The sequence below is a fragment of the Paraburkholderia sp. SIMBA_054 genome (assembly GCF_046534875.1).
Classification (GTDB): domain Bacteria; phylum Pseudomonadota; class Gammaproteobacteria; order Burkholderiales; family Burkholderiaceae; genus Paraburkholderia; species Paraburkholderia hospita.
Genome location: NZ_JAWRXV010000139.1, coordinates 1 through 4,261 on the forward strand (window position 1 = coordinate 1; position 4,261 = coordinate 4,261).

Sequence of the window (4,261 nt, forward strand, 5' to 3'; positions counted from 1 at the left end):
GCATAGATGGCGTGGTAGATCGTTTCGTGCGAGACGTTCAAGGCGGGTTCTTCGGGATGCACACGTTCGAGTTGGGCAGACACCTGCTCAGGGGAGAGGCCCGCCTCCAGGTATTGACGTACCTCGGGCCACAACGTTCCGTCAGGATGCAGCTTGCGCTCACAGCGCGGCTTGCGCCGCAGCCTCGCCGCCCGGCGGCCCGCATTCGCTGCATTGTAGCCGCCGGCGATGGCGGGGCGCCCCATTGGACCTCGCTCATGGTCCGGCTTCCAGCCATTGCGCCTGAGTTCACGACTGATCGTGGCTGGCGAACGTCGTAACGCACGCGCAATCTCTCGCGTGCTCCTGTTCTCCTGCTTCATTGCAAAGATCGCACCGCGCTCTTCGGCACCAAGGTGTTCGTATTTTTGTCCCATGCAACACATCCTAAATGACGTGTTGCACTTGATCCTTGAAACCGCCATGCATTAATGCGTCGCACTGGAAGAAAAAGTCGGACGATTTTGACGGACGAATATCCTATGGATGAACGGAAGCGGGACAGCATGGTTGCTTATCTCCGCCGCCAGATGAAACAGTTTGGCATCAAGCCAGAAGACTTGGCATCAGTGTTGGCGAGCGACCAATCTGAACAGAAAGAAGCACGCTACCGCAATGCGACGGGCGAGGTTTGGAGCGGCGAAGGGGAAATGCCGCGATGGCTGAAGCAGGCAATTAGCGCCGGGCAATCATTAGAACATTTTGAATTATCGTCGCAAGCGGCTGTGCCAAAGACGGGTAAAGCCGTGGACTGGCGCGATGACCCTTTTGCGGGAAGCCCGCTGGCGCGACGGGATGGTCATTAGCGAGTCGCCGACAGCGGCGAGCGTCAATGGCGATTCACCAGGTACTGTCTACAACACCTACGGTTGCCTTGAGTGCCGATGCGATTATAAAGAGGCGCCGCCGGCAGAAAAGTTATGGCGCATTTTTCGAGGGCAGCGCCAAAACCCTCAGAGAGTATCGCTTTCACCACCTGCACATCGTGAACACGCTCCATTGCGGGACGCGCGGACCAGTGCAGTTCAATCCGTCTCGGGAAGTCCGATGTCACTCAGAACGAGGCCGGGCGTCCACCGGGCATCTCTTTTGCAGCAGGAAGTACGAAGGACCGCATGCGATGGAGGTCAACATGGCCACGGATACTCGTCGCTGGGGCTTAAGCGCCTCGAACCGGCACGCTCTCCGGAATGCAGAGGCAGAAATTGCCAATCTGGAGAAAGCATTATCGGCGGGCGGGATGCACTCGATATTTGCACAGACCTATTGGCGACGTCGTCTCCACGAAATCCATGCGACGCCCGGCCTGCCGCTTCCCCAACGTCTCAAGCTGGAAAAGCTGCTCACTGTTCTGGAGAGCCACGAGAAGCAATATGGATAGCGAACCCATTATCGGACCTGGTGGGCGCCTGAGTTTTACAGTGCAATCCTGTCGACATTGGGGCCGACTGTGCGTGAACGCACAGGGTATTCACGACAACAGACCTCATGATGGGTCACTCGCGCGCGTCGTGGGCCGACACCACCGAAATTTTTCAGTGTCGCGCGCGCAACCTGCGGTGAAACGCATGGAGGAACGGTTGGCATGCCTATGGTTAAGCGGACAGGTGTCGAACACAATGCGGGGGCACTTGCTGTGGACGAGTCGGCCGTCGTCAGAATTCGAGAGGCATTGATTTTCGCCGCGCGCGCGCAGCAGGTCTTGAGCTATCGCGATTTTTATGCTTTCTTCGGAGGCGCGGGTACGCTTCGCAAGCGGTTCGAGTTACTCGACCGCATTGTTCACGAGCTTGCTGACCCGGCCGATGCCGACTATGGCTCGTTGATGGCCAATTCCCAACGCCTGCCGGGACCGGAGTTCCTGAGGCGGTATCGGGTCTTCCATGCTGACGAGTATGAAACTATCGTGGGCGGCAATGCATTCACCCGGCCCAGGTCGGCGCAGCGATTACGGATAGCATTGATAGAACGTCAGCGCGTCTATCTTCATGCGCGCAACCAGCGGCCTGCGTTACCGGAAGTTCCCGTCTGGACACCGACCTTAGCCGTTCGCAGACCGGAATCTCCCGCCAAACCATAAGCATCCAAACTGTCTGCAAGCCGTCCGTGTTTTGGCGCCCATTCAGTGGCGCGTCGACCTCAACGTTGCATCGGCTCGGGTCGATGCAAGCTATTTTCGAACAACGCGGCATGCGGCAAGGATGGCTCTCAGGCGTCCGATGGAAAGGGGCTTTGTCACGTAGGCGTTGAAGCCGGCCGCAAACGCGCGCCTACCGTCTGTCTCGTCTGCGTAGCCGCTGAGCGCAACGAGGTAAATGTCGTCAAGAGATTCGTCCCGCCTGATGGCCCTTGCAATATCAAAGCCATCCGCATCAGGAAGACAGATGTCAACGATGGCGACATCCGGCTTGCCCGACTTGAGCCGCCGCATTGCCGCTGCGCCACTATCGGCCGTGTCAACTGAATGTCCGTCGAGCGCGAGCATAGTTGATAAAGACTGCAACGCATCCAAGCAATCATCAACCAGCAGGATGCTTACTGGATTGACGCTTGTGCTCGTTTCTGTTTCAGTGTGGCGGTCGGTCGACGGATTGGGCTCGCAGCATATCGGCAAACGGACGGTGACTGTCGTCCCTTTTCCTGTTCCGGCGCTCGCCACATCCAGTGTGCCGTGATGGAGCTCGACGATGCGTTTCACGACGGCGAGTCCCACACCCAGTCCGCCATTCGCTTCTTTTGAAGCGCCGCGTGACTGTACGAAGAGGTTGCAAACGGACGCAAGGTCCTCCGCCGCTATGCCTCTTCCGTTGTCTTGTACTGCAATAGTGACCGTCTTTCCGTCGGTTTCGCATGCTGCGCTCAGTAAAATGCGGCCACCCGCAGGCGTGTAGCGAATCGAGTTCGAAAGTAGGTTGGTGATGACCTGGCTCAGGCGCACATGGTCCCCAGCCAGGATGATGTCCTTGTCGAGTCCTGCGACGGTCAACTGTAGTCGACGTTTTTCAAACCCATCCTGTACAGACGCCACGGCGTCCGCTGCAATTTCCTTCAGGGACACATTGTTGATGTCAAGTCGCAGCTTGCCGTGTTGCAGACGAACTGCGTCGAGCAGGTCGTCCATCAGTGTTCGCAATCGGGATATTTGCCGCTCGGCGATGTTCAGCAGAACCAGTGCATTTTCATTGCCGGCACAGTAGGCCTTTGTGGCGCTCACAGCGTTGTCTATCGGTCCCATCGGGCCCAGAAGTTCGTGGCTGAGCATCGCGATGAATTCGTCGCGTTGCCGGCTGTCGTTCGCCTTCTTGTCCCGCGCGTTCGTCAGCGTGAGCGCTGACCCGGCTACGGCCGACAGGCTGGATAGAAGCCGCACGTCTTCACGCTCAAACCGGCAGCCATCGGAATGCGACATGACCCAGATGGCGCCAAGCGGAACGCCGTCTGTCTCAATCGGCACTACCAGCCCCTCAGCAATGTGCGCAGGGCCGCCGCGAAGGGCTTCGAACGTTTGCAGCGGGTCGACAAGGAGTAGCGACCCCTGTAACTCGAGCGCAATACCGCACGGGCAGTCTTTCCATGCCGTCAGATTGCCGCGCAGGCCGGCCACCTGCCCGGCGACGGCGAGCCAGCGAAAGTAGCGGTGGCCGTCCAGTTCTTCAACAAGACTGATGCCTGCACTTCCGGCGCAGCAGAGTTCGAGGGCAGCATCAACGATTGTCTGCAGCAGCACGTCTCGCGGCCCGGATTGCGCACGGGCCAGACGCACGAGCGCGCGACTCTCCTGCTCATACTCAGGAGCGCGCGACGGCCGTCGGCGCAGTTCTGCAGCGCCTGAACTGATAACTGTCGAAACAGTTGCCATGGATTTTGCCCTTGAGCACCGCAGTCGACTCGACATCACGGGCGGAAGTGAGCGTATTCCTGCGCCCGGTCGGGATGAAGCATTTTTTACACTAGGCCACGAACCCGCACGTGTCAAATTTGCCGCACCGCAATGCGGCCGAGAGAAGCAGCGACTCACGGGCACGTAAGTGCTTGTCATATGAACGGCGCGCAAATGGTCTCCGTCGGCAAGAATGCGAGTGCAAATCCGTCGCAATGTTCCTGACCACTCGTCGACTAAGTGATCCTGGTAAAACTGCTTGGATTTCGGTAACCTGGATTTTTCCCTGGTGCCGAGGTGTCGATGAAATGCCGTGTGAAGCTTGTGAAGGCTGAGGAGATC

General features: G+C 58.4%; 5 protein-coding genes. 3 read left to right on the forward strand and 2 right to left on the reverse strand.

Annotation, left to right across the window (positions count from 1 at the left end):
* The coding region (locus SB822_RS54165) for a transposase (protein ID WP_410858729.1) at positions 1–416 on the reverse strand (416 nt) is incomplete at its 3' end.
* 105 nt (positions 417–521) lie between these two features.
* On the opposite strand from SB822_RS54165, the gene SB822_RS54170 reads away from it, so the two are divergent.
* The 3 genes from SB822_RS54170 to SB822_RS54180 all read left to right on the forward strand — a co-directional run bounded on the left by SB822_RS54170 (position 522) and on the right by SB822_RS54180 (position 2,119).
* Positions 522–845 carry an H-NS family nucleoid-associated regulatory protein gene (locus tag SB822_RS54170; protein WP_410858730.1) on the forward strand — a complete coding sequence of 108 codons (324 nt, stop codon included), beginning with the start codon at positions 522–524 and terminating at the stop codon, positions 843–845.
* 326 nt (positions 846–1,171) lie between these two features.
* The gene (locus SB822_RS54175) at positions 1,172–1,420 is read left to right on the forward strand and encodes a hypothetical protein (RefSeq protein WP_410858731.1); all 249 of its coding nucleotides are present in this window, start codon (positions 1,172–1,174) and stop codon (positions 1,418–1,420) included.
* Between the two features lie 204 nt (positions 1,421–1,624).
* Positions 1,625–2,119, forward strand: coding sequence for a hypothetical protein (locus SB822_RS54180; protein ID WP_410858732.1), 495 nt, complete (start codon positions 1,625–1,627; stop codon positions 2,117–2,119).
* Between the two features lie 90 nt (positions 2,120–2,209).
* Here SB822_RS54180 and SB822_RS54185 read toward each other — a convergent pair whose 3' ends face one another.
* A complete protein-coding gene (locus tag SB822_RS54185) occupies positions 2,210–3,898 on the reverse strand; it encodes an ATP-binding protein (RefSeq protein ID WP_410858733.1) in 1,689 nt (562 codons plus the stop codon).
* Positions 3,899–4,261: the final 363 nt, after the last annotated feature.

Coding starts and splice junctions, on each gene's coding strand:
- SB822_RS54185 (WP_410858733.1), bottom strand. CDS start 3,898: ATGGCAACTGTTTCGACAGTTATCAGTTCAGGCGCTGCAGAACTGCGC.
- SB822_RS54175 (WP_410858731.1), top strand. CDS start 1,172: ATGGCCACGGATACTCGTCGCTGGGGCTTAAGCGCCTCGAACCGGCAC.
- SB822_RS54170 (WP_410858730.1), top strand. CDS start 522: ATGGATGAACGGAAGCGGGACAGCATGGTTGCTTATCTCCGCCGCCAG.
- SB822_RS54180 (WP_410858732.1), top strand. CDS start 1,625: ATGCCTATGGTTAAGCGGACAGGTGTCGAACACAATGCGGGGGCACTT.